13 protein-coding genes are annotated in these 14,114 nt (G+C 50.8%); 5 read left to right on the top strand and 8 right to left on the bottom strand.

Annotation, left to right across the window (positions count from 1 at the left end; genetic code table 11):
- The first annotated feature begins 91 nt into the window (after window positions 1-91).
- Window positions 92-1,678: a tetratricopeptide repeat protein gene (locus V7775_RS10100; protein WP_335751776.1), complete on the top strand. Its 1,587-nt coding sequence runs from the start codon at window positions 92-94 to the stop codon at window positions 1,676-1,678.
- 501 nt (window positions 1,679-2,179) lie between these two features.
- On the opposite strand, the gene V7775_RS10095 is transcribed toward V7775_RS10100, so the two are convergent.
- Window positions 2,180-2,359: a hypothetical protein gene (locus V7775_RS10095; protein ID WP_335751775.1), complete on the bottom strand. Its 180-nt coding sequence runs from the start codon at window positions 2,357-2,359 to the stop codon at window positions 2,180-2,182.
- Window positions 2,360-2,484: 125 nt separating this feature from the next.
- On the opposite strand from V7775_RS10095, the gene V7775_RS10090 reads away from it, so the two are divergent.
- Window positions 2,485-3,465 (top strand): hypothetical protein, encoded by a 981-nt coding sequence (locus V7775_RS10090; RefSeq protein ID WP_335751774.1) that lies wholly within the window; start codon window positions 2,485-2,487, stop codon window positions 3,463-3,465.
- A gap of 1 nt (window position 3,466) precedes the next feature.
- Complete coding sequence (locus V7775_RS10085) at window positions 3,467-5,464, top strand: hypothetical protein (protein WP_335751773.1); 1,998 nt, start codon at window positions 3,467-3,469, stop codon at window positions 5,462-5,464.
- 932 nt (window positions 5,465-6,396) lie between these two features.
- On the opposite strand, the gene V7775_RS10080 is transcribed toward V7775_RS10085, so the two are convergent.
- The 5 genes from V7775_RS10080 to V7775_RS10060 all read right to left on the bottom strand — a co-directional run bounded on the left by V7775_RS10080 (window position 6,397) and on the right by V7775_RS10060 (window position 9,181).
- Window positions 6,397-7,134: a hypothetical protein gene (locus V7775_RS10080; RefSeq protein WP_184566899.1), complete on the bottom strand. Its 738-nt coding sequence runs from the start codon at window positions 7,132-7,134 to the stop codon at window positions 6,397-6,399.
- A gap of 71 nt (window positions 7,135-7,205) precedes the next feature.
- Window positions 7,206-7,559, bottom strand: coding sequence for a thermonuclease family protein (locus V7775_RS10075; RefSeq protein ID WP_335751772.1), 354 nt, complete (start codon window positions 7,557-7,559; stop codon window positions 7,206-7,208).
- A 95-nt stretch (window positions 7,560-7,654) separates the two neighbouring features.
- Window positions 7,655-8,494, bottom strand: a complete 840-nt coding sequence (locus V7775_RS10070; protein ID WP_335751771.1) for a hypothetical protein — start codon at window positions 8,492-8,494, stop codon at window positions 7,655-7,657.
- 1 nt (window position 8,495) lies between these two features.
- Window positions 8,496-8,768: a hypothetical protein gene (locus V7775_RS10065; protein ID WP_335751770.1), complete on the bottom strand. Its 273-nt coding sequence runs from the start codon at window positions 8,766-8,768 to the stop codon at window positions 8,496-8,498.
- Window positions 8,768-9,181, bottom strand: a complete 414-nt coding sequence (locus V7775_RS10060) for a hypothetical protein (protein ID WP_335751769.1) — start codon at window positions 9,179-9,181, stop codon at window positions 8,768-8,770. The genes V7775_RS10065 and V7775_RS10060 overlap by 1 nt, the downstream gene beginning before the upstream one ends.
- A 204-nt stretch (window positions 9,182-9,385) precedes the next feature.
- Between V7775_RS10060 and V7775_RS10055 the strand changes: the two genes are divergently transcribed.
- Window positions 9,386-9,757 (top strand): hypothetical protein, encoded by a 372-nt coding sequence (locus tag V7775_RS10055; protein WP_335751768.1) that lies wholly within the window; start codon window positions 9,386-9,388, stop codon window positions 9,755-9,757.
- 93 nt (window positions 9,758-9,850) lie between these two features.
- On the opposite strand, the gene V7775_RS10050 is transcribed toward V7775_RS10055, so the two are convergent.
- Entirely contained in the window at window positions 9,851-10,411 is a 561-nt protein-coding gene (locus V7775_RS10050; protein ID WP_184566887.1) for a recombinase family protein, read from the bottom strand.
- Between the two features lie 260 nt (window positions 10,412-10,671).
- Between V7775_RS10050 and V7775_RS10045 the strand changes: the two genes are divergently transcribed.
- Complete coding sequence (locus tag V7775_RS10045) at window positions 10,672-11,715, top strand: S1 family peptidase (protein ID WP_335751767.1); 1,044 nt, start codon at window positions 10,672-10,674, stop codon at window positions 11,713-11,715.
- A gap of 397 nt (window positions 11,716-12,112) precedes the next feature.
- Here V7775_RS10045 and V7775_RS10040 read toward each other — a convergent pair whose 3' ends face one another.
- Window positions 12,113-13,204 carry a hypothetical protein gene (locus V7775_RS10040; RefSeq protein ID WP_335751766.1) on the bottom strand — a complete coding sequence of 364 codons (1,092 nt, stop codon included), beginning with the start codon at window positions 13,202-13,204 and terminating at the stop codon, window positions 12,113-12,115.
- Window positions 13,205-14,114 lie beyond the last annotated feature (910 nt).

Raw genomic sequence — 14,114 nt, 5'->3', positions numbered from 1 at the left:
GCGCGTTGACTGCTTTTAGACATTAATGCCAATAACCTGATACCGAAGTCGCTGATTAAAATTGATTATATATATCAAAAAGAGATTGTTCATGACAAACCAAACCCCAATTGGACTTGTTGCTGCAGTATTGGTTCTGTGCAGCACCAATACAGTATATGCACAGAACATCGACGGCATTTACCAGCCAAAAGGATCAGTATGGTCCTGTTCGCCTGATCAGATCGGCATGGACGGTGGTGCACTTGCTATCCAGAATGGTGTGCTTGACGGAGTGGAGAACCGGTGCGACCTGACTGCACCTGTTTCCGTTGGGAATGGCACCAAATTCACTGCCGTGTGTGCAGCAGAGGGCAGTACATACTCTGAACCAGTAACCATTTCACCGACCAGTGATGGTGTGAAGATCGAGCAGGAAGGTTCAACGATATTTTGGAGTCGCTGTGACAACCAGCAAACAACTGAAGGAATGCCGCAGCCCATGAATGGGCGTTGGGTGCTCGGATACGGTCAGGGTGTGTCGGAAAGCTCTACCAGTGACAGAAACGGCAACACAATAATCTTTAGCTGTTACGCTGGTGAGGAAGGCGAGTTGTACGTTGATATTGGAGGGAAACCCATCGCTGGTGGACCAGTGGAGTTTAATGTCGATGGCGAAACATTCAGCATGACAGCTTGGGCCGATGACGGACGTATAAACACTGAGTGCGCTGCCTGTGGCGACAACTACACCGCTTTATGGAGCGCCACCGCAGCGGGCAGCTTGATGACTGTACGGGCCTCTGATAGCCAATCAGCAGCCTTCAGCCTAAACGGATCACGAGACGCGCTGGGCGACGTGGTATGCACTCCCATAGTTGAAGCCGTTCCTGAAGTGATCTTCAGTGCCGATACGGTTTCAGTATCAAATTACGAACAAAGCGAAATCGATCCAGTAGTCCTGCTAGAAGCTCAAAGAAGGTGCGACAGGCTTGCGTCCGATCCTCTTGATCCAAACAGACGCTCTGCCGGTATTGACTGGGCTGATATGGACCATGAAGATGCTCGACGCTGGTGCAACATCGCAGCTTATGGGGATCGAAATGATCTAACTTCAATGGCAAACTTTGCAAGAGCCTTGGCAGAAGTGGATGCAGTCCAAGCTGGAAGGCTGGTTCAGGAATTATCCGCATCTGGTTATCCCATGGGCCATTACTACATGGGTGTCTTTTACGCGACAGGGGAGAACGGTTTCCAACAGTCAAATTCTGCGTCAACCGCAAGCTTTGAGAGCGCATTGGAACTTGGTATTCCACGCGCGGCAAACCGTCTTGGGCTTTATTATGCGCGTATCGGCAACACAAACGCCGCTCTAAGGTATTGGAGAATCGGAGCAGAGATGGGGGATGAATCATCGGTTGCAAACATTGCTGCATTGCAGGCTAAGAGAGACGGTCAGCGGCGACTTATACCCCTCTTTGGAAACATCCCTCGAAGTTATCCAACATATGACACTGCTGTGGGCCTATTGAAACGATATGCCGACATTTGCACCAGAGAACAACTATCCTACTGCTCCAACATTTGTAGAATGATGCTGGGTGATCTTATCGCGGAATACAGTAGTGTTAGTCGGGATTCCTTGGTGCATCCTTATTGGGATGGCTGTGTTGGTGCGGTCATACGCGACACGCAATGATCCATTGCTATGCAATTTTTTAACATGCCGTTTTTGATGACACCGGTCACGGGTAAAGGCCTCCTTCGGGTAGCCTAAAAGGAGATCATTTGTGATGAACCAAACCCGAATTGAGATATTGGCCGTAACAGAAACCGCCGAAGTCATTCCATTCATCATGCGATAGCTCCTACCACCAGTTACTATGTATAGCTGCATAAAGCCATGTTTGATGGTCAATCCAGTTTATTTTGGTCACGCTCTTGATTTCCAAGGGAACTGATCGAAATTAGTGGGTGCCCGGTTTGGAAAGCATGTTTGTCCGCATGTCGCTCCACTATGTCGCGTTGTCTAAAAGAGTGTCGAGCATCTGAACCGGGTCATTTCGCGGCACCTGTAATAACCGGTCCCTTGGACACAAGGGATAACGGGTATTCTATGCACAAGCCCATGCTATTTTCTGTTGGCACTTTGAGATTGAGAATACACTTAAGAAGCAATGCTCACGTTTCACCAAAGCAATCAGTCAATAGCATCAATGAAGTAATCGTCTGCCTCATATGGTAACGACATAATATATGCTTCCAGGGCAGACGACATGAACGCCCCCATGGTTTCCTGAGCATTATATCGCACGATTGCTCTGGCCTCAGCCAGAATGGCATCGTCAATGTTTCTGATCGTGATCCTGTTTTGTTGCATGACATCACTCCTATGGTTGTACAGTATTTAGGCAACACAGCACGACCGGGCAGACCATGCGCATTGTTTGTGTCAGACAAGATGTCTGACAGGCTAAATAGACTACACACACTGACGGGTATCTCATGAAAAAACCATCTGACTTAGCCATAAGTCCAAAGCATCAAAGGCAAATCGAACGTGCCAGCGAGAGACATCTCAACAGGATGTTCACGGAATTTATTTCACCAATCCTTTATTTGCCAAAGGACGACCTGCATGTCCCACACTTCTATCACAAGATGGGCAACTTTAGTCAGAGCGCGTTGGAGGAGTTAAAACAAGAATTTGGCGACGACAACGATAGCATTCAGAAGGAAGCGGAATTGTTCAGCAATCCGCTTCGTTTCGCTCAATACGATCCATCAAAAAAGAAGCGCGGCGTGGCATCCGGCTACACACCGCCCGGACAGCGCATCACCAATGGTGGGTGGATGGTTTTCACGTTTGAACACGATGGCCCTGACGCCGCATCTTTGGAAATGCAGTTGGATTGGTTTGCTGGCAAACGTGACATGTGTGATTTTAACAAAGTACACACAGCACTGTCCCGATACCAAGATTATCGAGGATACTTCACCGTTTTCAGCGGCAACAAGAGCCTTCACATACACCTGGTATTCGACACCCGGCACCTATCAAAGGAATTAGCAAAGAAATCGGCATGGGCCAATGCCACGTGGCAAGGCGATGTACCGGACCAGGTGCTGCATGAGCTATACCGGTCAACTTGGGTGCATTTGGCCACAACAGTTCAACGGTCACTTGGTGTGCCCATCAAGTTTGATGAACGCCTATCATCATATATCCAAAAGCGCCGATCTCCTTGGGGAACCAGAATGTTTCTGGATGGTGAAAAGCCAAACGTCCATGGGTTCCGGCCAGGCGATTTCATTGAGCAGACCGTCATCCAAGAGCATATGTTGTCACGTGCCCCTACCGGCTCAACGAACACGCTGATGCTGGCCGAGTCAGCGAAAGCGATCATGGAGGTGGAACGACATTCTCAGAGTAGACCGAGCAAACGGGCGGTATCGCTGAAGGGGGGGGGATGCACTCATCAATGAGTTGAAAAGGTATCTGCACGAATGTGGATGGGCCCAATACCCTGAGCCGACCAGGATCGAATATCTTGAGCCCTACAATTACCTGTTCTTCAAGAACCATGCTAATGATGGCAATCCGACCACCTTTGTGCGTGGCGACTACCGAATGGTTGCCCCGTCAGGTATCGGCGCTCACAGCGGCCCGTTGTTCCTACCGAATGGATACACGCTGGATGAAACACTGAACATTGTTGAGCAGCGCCTGGCCGTACAACAGGTTAGCCCCATTGCGTCGGAAAAATCAAAATCCAACCGACCTCGAAAATACTCAGCATCGTTTGGTGAAAAGGCTTTAAGTCGTGACACGGCCAGAGCGAACCTTAGCGGCATCTTACGTAATGTCGCTGACGCACCTGGTACCACTTTGGTCCAGGCACCAGAGGGTATCGGCAAGACCTATGCACTGATGCAACACGTACAGGAACTGCGCTGGGATCGGGAATCTGATCGCCAACACCGAACCACGCAACGAGATGGAGACACGTGGTCGCCAATACCAGGCTTTATATGTTTCGCCTGCAAATCATATGAACAGGCAAATGCAAAACGCGATGAATTCATAGGAATTGAAAATGGCAACACCTGTGCGGTCGTCATCAAGTCATTGAGCAAGCTCTACCAAGAAGCCGTTGATGAGTATGGCGTCAAACCAATAGAGCGAAGACAGGCAGGTGACAATGGTAATGTCAGCTTTCTCCATGCAGTCAGATCATTGCAGCCTGCTGTTTACAACCGTATGACGGAACTCCGCGATGAAATGTGGATGATCAACGCGCATTCAATGTTTGATCCAACCCACACTGTGGTATTTTGCGTTCATAGCCTGCTGAAAAACTGGCCCCATTCACAGATCAGCAAAGCGTTTCTGCATCCAGGCTTCCCGGATGACTTTAACCAAGATGGGATAAAACAATGCATACGTGAGATGGGCCTCTACCAAGTCATATACGATGAAGTGGGGTGGGAAGATTTGGTCGGCATTGACACCAAGGAAGATGTTAAGCTGGCGAAGAAGGTGGCGAAGGTGGCCAATAAATCCACTGGGAGTTCGTGGAAAGATGTCGGTCTGCCAGCCCAAGTACAGGCATTCGACGAGGTTGTTGGGAGCTACAAGTCACCACCAATGGGGTTCGATGAATGTAACCGGATCAACCAGATCGGATACCAGAAAACGGACAAGCTGACGGTTGATGCGAAGCGGTTCCCATTTGGCAAAGGTGTAGATGGAATCAATATCTACGCGCAGCGTACCGGCACGTACTACAGCAAAGAACACCGGTGGTGGTCAAACCTTGGTTGTCCCGTGGTCATACTGACGACTGAAGACCTGCCACGCTGCATTGCAAGTTCCGTTGCATTGGCCCATCGAGCAGAAGACCAAGTTAAGCTGGACGCTGGTGAAGAACCAAAACGGAAGGAGTGGCAATATCTGAGGACTACGAACCTCACGAACACCCCACATCTGTTCAATGAGCTTGTGCCCATCTATTTCGATGAGGATGCACGTGCTCCGGACAAGACAAGCCGTACCAGTGTGATCAGCATGGCCAAGGACTTGTTGGAGTCCGGCATCGATTTTGTGATTAGCAACAATCTGAAGAACATCGACAAGAAATACGAAGACCAAGTTTGTTCACATCAGGCAGCACGTGGTCGAAACGACCTGACGGGCATCACCATCGCCACTATCATCACATATCCCAGCTTGGGTGAATATGATCAACTTTGTATCCTTGGTCAAAAATTCGATCTTGATGATCCTGTTGCAATGGCGATGAGGGATACCTTGTTTCAGGATTTAGGGAGAAACCTTGGGCTCCGATCAACACCAGAGCAGAAACAAGATATGCACATGGTATTCATCAAATCATCTCTCTACCGCGATCTGAAACTGTTCACGGGCGCGACCCATGACCGATATCGCCTGTATCATGATGATCTACCTGACGGGAACCATTGACCCGCATCGTGCCTCCGGCACTCATCGGATCAACAGGGCCCCGGTTGAGCCGCCGCTCTGCGGCGTCCCCCAACATGAATGGATTCGTAGTTAAGCTTGGTCAAACCGATTTAGGGGAACGAAGAGCAACCACTAAGGTATACTATTAGCATCCCCCCTTCCCCCCCCTTCACCATTGGCCGCGCCCACGTACCCGAACATCACTTGGCTGTCCGTACCGCACCCTGTACCACCGTCAGCCATTTCTGCCATATTATGTGTGGCAGACTACACCGGTTCGCGGTATGTTCACGCTAACCCCAATACACAACTAAGAGGCAAAAAGCATGTCCAAGGACGATGGAGACAGAGAAACCAAGCCCGCACCACAAGTGAGCGAACGCCCCCCTAACGACCCATACCTCTCTATTCACTCACAACAACCACACGCCAGCGCACCGACCACGCCACCACCACCGAAACCAAAAAGGTAAAAGCCGATGGCTAAGACGCCCACGCCACCATCAAAATCCACCGTCAGGATCGTACCGACTGCAAAACCCGCGTCACGTGATTCAACACGGCACACAGGGTCGCAACAGCCAACAGCAAGCGCACCGACTGCACCGCCGCCCCCGAAGCCTAAGAGGTAAGATCATATGTCACAGAAATCAGCACCGATTGCCAAACCCGCATCCCGGCCTTCGACACCGCTAACTCGTTCGCAGCAACCGACTGCCAGCGCCCCATCATCTGCGCCACCACCAAAACCTAAGAGGTAACATCATGGCCAAGTCACCCGCACCGATGCCAACACCCCGCACAATTCCCGGTGGCGGTAGAAGCATACCTGAAACAAACACCCGTCCGACGCCCAGTGCCCCGACAGCACCGCCGCCACCCAAGAGGTAGATCACTTGACTATGAATACCGAAACAGCAACTGAACCAGCGTTAGCTGGTGGAGTCTTCATCCCGGACAACGCCAGGCCCATCCCCAGCGCCCCGTCTGCGCCGCCACCGCCTAAGAAGTGATGGGTTGTGTCGGATACGCACCTCTGAAACTTCCCCAGCGGGGATGATTGTTATCTCTGGCCCCCAATCTGCATAGTTTGGGTCAGCATCAATCCAGTTTTCTGACCCCGCAGCCCGTGATGATGTTACATACAAGGCGATTGAGCCATCCTGACCTTGGATCATTGGGCCAAAAGGCGCATTTTTGAAAGCGTCCAATCGTTCACATGCGACTGCTGACCCGTCTTTCCTAATCACTGCTATAGATGATGGCCCGGAGTCTTCTTTGTTGATGATGGTTTCCCATGCGGCCATATGCCTGTCTGATGAGGAAATCCGCGTTTTGCGTAGAAACCATGCAAAGCCTGAGACGCTGGTGCGCCGCCACACGGCAGCGGAAATCAACGCGAATATGATCCCGGCGATGCTTGCACTATATCCAAACCATAAAGGCACTTCGTTGGCCTTAGACGGGTAACTGGTACCGTAGGTAACCAGCGCCCACGCAGACGCCGCCTGAGCAATAAACGCAAACACCAACGCAATCGCCGCCGTGTCAATCGTCCTATGGGTACTGTCCCGCCCAGTGTAGGCTAAACGATACGCAAGATAGCCACCGACCAGAATAGCAAGCGTCTGGTAGGGTAGTTTTAAAAGCTGTTCGAGATTTTCCATCATGGGCTTATGTGGTCCAGGGGCGGTAGGATTGACAAAGATCACCAAAGGACCGGATGCGCAATGTTAGGCGCTCACGTACCATCACACCACCCTTGCCGTGTTCCGCCATGATAAGGCCGTGCCAGCCCTTCCTCTATCAACAACGCACCCACGTCGCGCCCATTTACATAGAGACCACCCAACCCCCGCCCGAACTTATCACGGCGTCCTGTAAGGCGCACATCAAGCGTGTTCGCGCCATCCACAAGGTTACGCAGACGCTGCGTTGCGGCGTCCCCTCTGTTCCGCTCAAATGTGCATTTTGCCCTGTACGTTTCCGGTGTATCGAACCCCATCAAGCGGATGTTGTCAGCGCCCAGCGCAATAGTGTCCCCGTCAACCACCCTTATATCCTGCGCCCGGATGGTGGACGGAACAGTGGACATGGAAGGGACCACCGGGTTTGCCTTCTGATCGGTGGCCACCCAGCCGACCATTAGCAGCATTGCCGGGACAAACAGCCATGCAACCCGCTTTTGAATCACTGTGCAAACAGGAAGTAGAGGACCGCCCCGCCAATCCCCAGCCACACCAGCCACCCGTAGTCACTATCCGCCTTAGGTGGTTCACGCCCTCCACGCTCAAATGTCATTGGGTCAACGACCTTGGGGGCTTCAATTATGTCTGTCCGCTTGATCCGCACTTCGTGCTGACGCAGACGAATAGTAGACACCACCTCTGTGATGGTATCGGCGTGGTTTTGCCGTTCGCGGTCAAACTGGTCCATGATCGCCGAAAATGCCGCCTTCTTGGCATCGAACGTCACCTGCAAGGAATGGTTCAACAGCTTTTCGGACACCGCTGCATCGTCGCCTGCCAGCCACTTGAACTGACGCTTCAACCCAGCGTCTATGCCTTCCTCACTCAAGTCTGAGAACAACGTCTGGTCCACGAAAGCCACGACCTGTGCGGCGGGCATCGTCAACGGTGCCAAGACGTGATCGGTGCGCTTCTTACCCGCCTTATCAAACAAGCCTTCCACAATGCGAAGTTTTAAGTCCATTGGCATGATCGGTGGTAACAGGTCGAACAATCGCCCCGCCACAAGGCCGCTCATTTTACGTTCCCCACCCTTCCACTTGGTGAAGGTCTGTTCTGCATAGTCCTGTTTGTCGAACCCGAACTGGCGTCCGTATGCAACGAACACGTCCTTGAGCCGGGATGAATCGAGACCAAAGAAAAAGTCCTTCACCTCGTTGTCCATACCACCAAGACGTTCGGACAATTCCGCCGCCTCTGCGATGTGCCGCCGTGCCGCCTCTTGACCATAGTTTTTACGGTAGCTGCTCTTGTAGCCTGAACGCCTGCGCCGTGCCGCCATGCTACGCCCTCAACTTCAATAAGAGTCGATCCCATAGATTTACCGCCCCAAACCGGGCATCCAACACGACCTGCGCGTCAGTCAATTCAACCGTCCGCTTGCTCTTGAACGATGCACCCTGATCGCTCAGTATCTGCCCATGCGTCACCAGATCGGTGACATCATTGCGCAGCCGCCGTGCATCTTGTTCGTTCAGCTTGGATGCCCAGCGCCCGTGTCGATCCAATACTGCGTCAACGGTGGACCCGTTGCCCAAGAAAATAGTTTTGGACATTAGCTGCTAAGGACCGATGCAACAATCATCAAGACTACTATGCCGCCGACGATATACATCCATGTGTCATTTTTCTTGTCCACATTGCCGCGTTTGGCTTCGTCGGTGTTGCCCATGATCACTTCTGTTTTTCCGGCACTGTTTTCGAGTGTGATCCTTGTGGTGTTGGCATCGCCTGACTCTGTCATGCGTCTGGTTACATCCGCCATGTTGTTCACGGCAGAGGACGTTCCTTGCAGATCAATGCTCAACTTCTGCATAGCAGATTGCAGGTCGATTTGCTTCCGGGCCGCATACATTGTCAATTCCTGTTGCGCCTCTTCCGACAGTCCGGAGATATCAATTTGACCTTTCGACGTGTCCAACGACAGAGATTTGCCACCATCCGCCTTTGCTACCTCATTTCCTGCCATTATCGCGCCTTCCTACAATTCGTACTGTCATTACAATCATCAACATCCTGCACGTGCATCGTCGGAGACGCAACTGAGATCATGCCAGTGAGACTGCAACGGCCTGAACCCGGGCACGATCCAAGAGTATCTGGCTAAATAATCTTGAGCATCATTTTTAAGAACTGATGCATGAAAAGTAGCTGATCAAAGGACTGATACCAAATGCAACCACCCCAAGAATTGTCCCTGAACGACATCGACGGCATTCCCAACACCCAAAGCTACTTGGAGATCGCTTGTGATAGAGATATCTTAGACCTCATGAGACAGTTGCCAATGATCGCTGGAAACGATGGTGGGCAATTCACTATGACTGATTTGATCTATGAAATAAAACTGTGGCCCTTTGTTAAACAGGCGTGGTCAGAGATTGATGGTGGCCCTGGTATTGCTGGCCGAGTTCTTCAGATGGCTAAGGTGTACAAGAAAGCTGAAGCCGATCTCGAAGACCTGACCGGCGATACGCGGCGGCTCCCCCGCGTTATTGATCTCCCCTCGTTCATCGAAATCTATACAACCAAAGGCTTACCATAAATTCTGGACTGGATCACCGTGAGTTTGTCATCGACAATCTAACCATACCTGCGTGGTGCAAAACCGAAGTCGATCAGTATCCGCTTTAGCTGCCTAACGCGACGCACCAGGTAGCCATCTGTACAACGTTGGTACAGACACCCCAACAGCCGTAGCAGCGTCCTTCACGGGCGTTCCACTGGCCAGCAGTTCACGCACGGCGTTGATCTTGTCGTCGGTCATACGACGTGGACGCCCGCCGACACGTCCTTTGGCTCTTGCCGCCTTGAGGCCAGCCTGTGTGCGTTCGATCACGAGGTCTCTTTCGAAGGCAGAAATTGCCCCCATCACATGAAAGAGCAGGCGGCCACCAGGAGTCTTCGTGTCGATGGCTTCGGTAAGGCTTTGGAACTCGATACCGTCAGCATTCAGCGTCTCCATAATCTCGATCAAGTGCGGAAGGCTGCGGGCCACACGGTCCAGCTTGTATACAACCAGTTTATCATCAGAGTTTGGACGAAGGTACGCCAGTGCTTCAGCTAGAATAGGTCGATCCTTCTTTGCACCCGAAGCGGTCTCGGTGAAAATCTTGGCACATCCCGCAGCCTCCAATGCGTTGATCTGTGCAGCATGGGTTTGACCGTCAGTGCTGATCCTTGCGTAGCCGATGTTCATTGTGCCTCCTTCTCGAAACTCATCACCTTCATAGCTGGGTTTGCGATTCGTTACGATAGGGGGTATTGATAATTTTGGAATCTGATTTGTAAGGGCAACAGTGACTGTATCATACATTGGTATCGAGAACTCGGATAACGACCGTTTTTGAGAATCAGACTAACTGGTTCAGTTGCCATCCCGCACAAACGGTGAGAAAATATGTTGCAGAGTTAATCTCCTCCAAACCCAGGTCTCATATTCCCGAATGGAAGCTTTCCATGCCGTTCCCATACAATCCTGACCAAAATGAACTTGACGAGAGAGGACTGTTCTTAGTCCAAGACCCGGCCCTGCGGGCTCGTATCCTGCCGCTGTTCGATTTTGATCCATTGCGTCCCGAACACCGCCCAATCGGTCATGGCACAACATTTCGGATCGACCCTTGGGGAGGATGTGCAACCGCATTCCATGTTGTTGAAGACATGCTTTCAATCAATGATACTGGTGACACAATCATGTTGCTACCCGATAGAAGGTTGGTCGCACTTGAACTCAACGGTATAACCTATGGGCACGTTCCAGTTCCCGTCGACGCATGGCGTCCCTTGGCTGGGATGAACGTTCAATGTGCCGTAGACAACCAACCGTTCCAAAATCCTATCCTTCGAAATCTCTCAGAGCTTGCATCTTTAGAAATTCATCCGTCTGGGGATGGCAATACACCTGCACAGTACTTCCCATTGGACCTTACGCATTGGCAGCCAAAAGTGGGTGAAGCCGTTATGGCGTTTGGCTTTGCTGGACTTGACCTAGACAAGCATGGTCACGGCGAGGATCGACCGTTGCAGCAATACATCTACGGCTCAATTGGAAGCATAACTGACATCGAACCAGCTAACGGGGATCGGCGGAGCCCTTGGCCGATGATACGAGTAGAGGCTGAGTGGCCGGGCGGCATGAGTGGCGGGCCCGTGTTCAATGAACGCGGTCTAGTCATCGGGTTGGTCAGTTCTGGCATTGAAGGACAAGGAGTTGCTACGGCCACCTATTTTTCCGGTTGGGATATCCCTGCAAGAATCCTCAGGACCATTGAACCGCACAATGCAGGCTGGTTCCGATGTTATGGAGTTTTTGACAACATGGGACAGCTAATAACAACCGGACCAGAGGAAGAACCACTGGTACAGTTTGCCATCAAATATGGGCATGGCGGTGTCAAACCGATTTCCCATAGGTTCGGCACCGATGACTGCTTGAGTCGTGCAGTCAGCGATGGGCAGTATGATGACCTAAAATTCTCAAAACCATTACATCCAAAATAACCACTAAGACCAAATTGGGCAAATGTCTGTGTCAGAACATTTGGAACTAATAACCGCTTACTCCGACTTCGAAGGTTGGTGATATTCTTTTGAAAAACGACGATATAAGAGAGCCAAAGCTGATCTCCAAGACCTGACAGGCGAAACGCGGCGGCTCCCCCGCGTAATTGACCTCCCCTCCTTCGTTGAAATATATTCAATTAGAGGCTTGCCATAGTTTCTGAACTGGCCCGCAATGTGCTAATTATCGCAATCGCGGGTTATCAAAATTCATCATGTGCTGTGCCTAAGAGATGTTCAGTTCTGATGGTAGATACGGAAAATCCTCCTGCCGCCCTTAGCTGCAAAATATCCCAATACAGTTGAGGCTTACGCGAACAAACGGTACCAAGTTCAATCAATCGAATGGCAAATCGATCTTGCTGCCAGAGCAAATGGTCAATTCAACCGCCGCCATAACCGATATCTGAAGAAACAGCGTCACAGATCGATAAAGATAGCTTGCGTAGGTCATCTCCAGTTCAGGTCCAGTACCGCCCTTACCAGCGCGGTACCTTAACGTTCTGCCATCAGCGTCCATCTTAATACCTTTATGGTGAGATGCATTCCGCAGTTGATTGTCCTTCTCTGAACAGAGGGCCACGAACACGACGTTTGCCCCAAAAGGATTAAATTTGCTGGCGTTATCAAGCTTCTGATACCTGTCCAGCGTGAGCGTTTCAAACTCATCGAACTTACGGCCATGCTTGACGTTGTTGAGCATGGCAAGGAAATCTACGCTCCCAGCAAAAATCTCATAGGCGTCACCGTAGAACGATTTCACCTGATCGAACTGAACTGAAGTAGCAACCATGTCATCAGCAGGAACGAGTCCAAGACCTGCCTGCAATGCCACTTGGGCAAACTGTGAATGTTTGGAAAAGAAATCGGTGTAAATCTCACGGTATCGGCTGAACCTTTCGCCCACCATTGACGCGGCATAATGGTCCATCAGGTCGTTACAATCACCTGCTTTAGAAATAGATCGGAACTCTTCCATCATAGCCTTAAAGTGGACGCCATGTTTGCGCCCAAGGAACGTGAGCGTAAATCGAAAAAACCAATCGGTTGGACCGGACAGCGGGTCATCAGCGTAAAACTCAGCAGTGGCCGCGTTCACTTTCTTACTCGCTAACTTCGCCTTCCCGTTGGAGGATAAAGAAATAGCTTTCTTCAGGTGTCTCCACTCTGACACATGATCCGCTGAAGGACGCCGAGGTTCATCTGGGTCAAACTGCTTAGTTGGCAGCGGGCCATAGGCTTCAGCAGCTTTATGGATATCATCCATCTGCATGAGTCTATGGAATGAGAAATCTTGATCCACCATCCCTTCCGGTACAATGAAACTGGCGTCCACGTTAATCACGGGACCAACTCCGTAGCCTGGAGATTTGATTATCGCGCAACCATCAATTGCGAAAACGTTTGTTGATATTTCTTGATAATCCACTGTCATTCCAAATGACATTGGCTCTTGGCAATCGCGGCATCGGACCGTGTGCTCTTGTCTAACACCCTGCCCCATACCAATGCGGACCGTCACTACACTCCCACAGGTTTCACATCGAATAGCACTACGGATTATCATTTACAGGCTCACCTTCACAAACTGACTTCACACTGGTTTCGTGCTTGCAAACATTCAAACGGGTTGTAGCTTCGCCTGAACTATACCGGAAGTTGAATATATTCCACACCAATATGAAGCTACCGGAATATAGAATGAAAAGCAGACTTCCACATTTCCACAAAGGGTGGCTTCCATACCCGTTGCGGGATACCCGACAGTGATCCAATCGCGGGCGTTTCTGGACACATCCATGCGTCTTTTGGACACTACTCTGGACATTTTAGTGAATGATATATCCTTATAATTCAAGGTGTTGAATTGATTGCCCTTGAGTCTCGTACTCGCCTCCATTTAAAATCAAACACCTAGCTTACCTCATAGATTACGCACATTGCGCGACTTACAGGGCGTCTACAATGTAGTTCATTGTCCGTCCCCCTTTGCTCGTTCCAGCTTTACCAGTACAGCATCAGTTTCATCCGGCGAAACGCGGGCATAATGTTCAATTACGTTTGCCGAGTTGCGAATAGACCAACCCATGTGATTAGAGATTTCAGCCAGTTTCAGCCCTGCATTAAGTAGAAGGGTGGCAGCATGCCGCGACAATCCTGCAAGCGCAGATCACGGCTCAGTCCGGTCTTGTCACGCCATTGACGCAACCCTTCCGATGCCCGATGTTCAGTCAGTTGCCCCTCCGCTCGCATTCGAAAAAATGAGAAGATGTTCCCGTGGGCCTTGTTGCACAAATCGGATGAAGGGCGTTCTCCCCCTTTCCCCAGACGGGCTTAGG

The organism is Sulfitobacter sp. (genome assembly GCF_036960155.1).
Taxonomy (GTDB): domain Bacteria; phylum Pseudomonadota; class Alphaproteobacteria; order Rhodobacterales; family Rhodobacteraceae; genus Sulfitobacter.
This window is presented reverse-complemented; position numbering and strand designations above follow the sequence as displayed.

What these genes read in the sequence shown, in the direction of transcription:
- V7775_RS10100 (WP_335751776.1), top strand. Translation starts at nt 92, where the DNA reads ATGACAAACCAAACCCCAATTGGACTTGTTGCTGCAGTATTGGTTCTG.
- V7775_RS10095 (WP_335751775.1), bottom strand. Translation starts at nt 2,359, where the DNA reads ATGCAACAAAACAGGATCACGATCAGAAACATTGACGATGCCATTCTG.
- V7775_RS10090 (WP_335751774.1), top strand. Translation starts at nt 2,485, where the DNA reads ATGAAAAAACCATCTGACTTAGCCATAAGTCCAAAGCATCAAAGGCAA.
- V7775_RS10080 (WP_184566899.1), bottom strand. Translation starts at nt 7,134, where the DNA reads ATGATGGAAAATCTCGAACAGCTTTTAAAACTACCCTACCAGACGCTT.
- V7775_RS10075 (WP_335751772.1), bottom strand. Translation starts at nt 7,559, where the DNA reads ATGTCCACTGTTCCGTCCACCATCCGGGCGCAGGATATAAGGGTGGTT.
- V7775_RS10070 (WP_335751771.1), bottom strand. Translation starts at nt 8,494, where the DNA reads ATGGCGGCACGGCGCAGGCGTTCAGGCTACAAGAGCAGCTACCGTAAA.
- V7775_RS10065 (WP_335751770.1), bottom strand. Translation starts at nt 8,768, where the DNA reads ATGTCCAAAACTATTTTCTTGGGCAACGGGTCCACCGTTGACGCAGTA.
- V7775_RS10060 (WP_335751769.1), bottom strand. Translation starts at nt 9,181, where the DNA reads ATGGCAGGAAATGAGGTAGCAAAGGCGGATGGTGGCAAATCTCTGTCG.
- V7775_RS10055 (WP_335751768.1), top strand. Translation starts at nt 9,386, where the DNA reads ATGCAACCACCCCAAGAATTGTCCCTGAACGACATCGACGGCATTCCC.
- V7775_RS10050 (WP_184566887.1), bottom strand. Translation starts at nt 10,411, where the DNA reads ATGAACATCGGCTACGCAAGGATCAGCACTGACGGTCAAACCCATGCT.
- V7775_RS10045 (WP_335751767.1), top strand. Translation starts at nt 10,672, where the DNA reads ATGCCGTTCCCATACAATCCTGACCAAAATGAACTTGACGAGAGAGGA.